Here is a 261-nt window from a genome sequence, read left to right as displayed (position 1 = left end):
TGATGCTTTCACCGTTGCTCAGCTTGATCACCAGGTCGGTACCGGCCTTGTTGGTCAAGGTGGCGGTGTAGGTGATCTTGCCGCCTTCGGCCACGGTGTCCGTCGCGGTCAGGGTGAGCGCAGTGGCGTCCGGGGTAGCCGGGTTGTCAGTGGCGGCTGTCACCGGCTCGCCGACCGCCACGGTCTTCTCGTAATTGCCGCCCGAGATGTCGGTGATCTTGTTGCTCAGGTCCAGGTTGGTGTTATGGACGTTGTTCGGTG

General features: G+C 62.1%; 1 protein-coding gene. It reads right to left on the bottom strand.

All coding sequences use genetic code 11. From position 1 onward, the window contains the following. Positions 1-261 (bottom strand): immunoglobulin-like domain-containing protein (locus FQ668_RS28685; protein ID WP_178097193.1); only part of this gene is annotated, 261 nt, incomplete at both ends.

Source organism: Pseudomonas sp. Kh14, assembly GCF_900291005.1.
In the GTDB taxonomy this organism is placed as follows: domain Bacteria; phylum Pseudomonadota; class Gammaproteobacteria; order Pseudomonadales; family Pseudomonadaceae; genus Aquipseudomonas; species Aquipseudomonas alloputida.
Note: the sequence above shows the minus strand (reverse complement) of the source record. Positions and strands in the feature narration are given on the sequence as shown.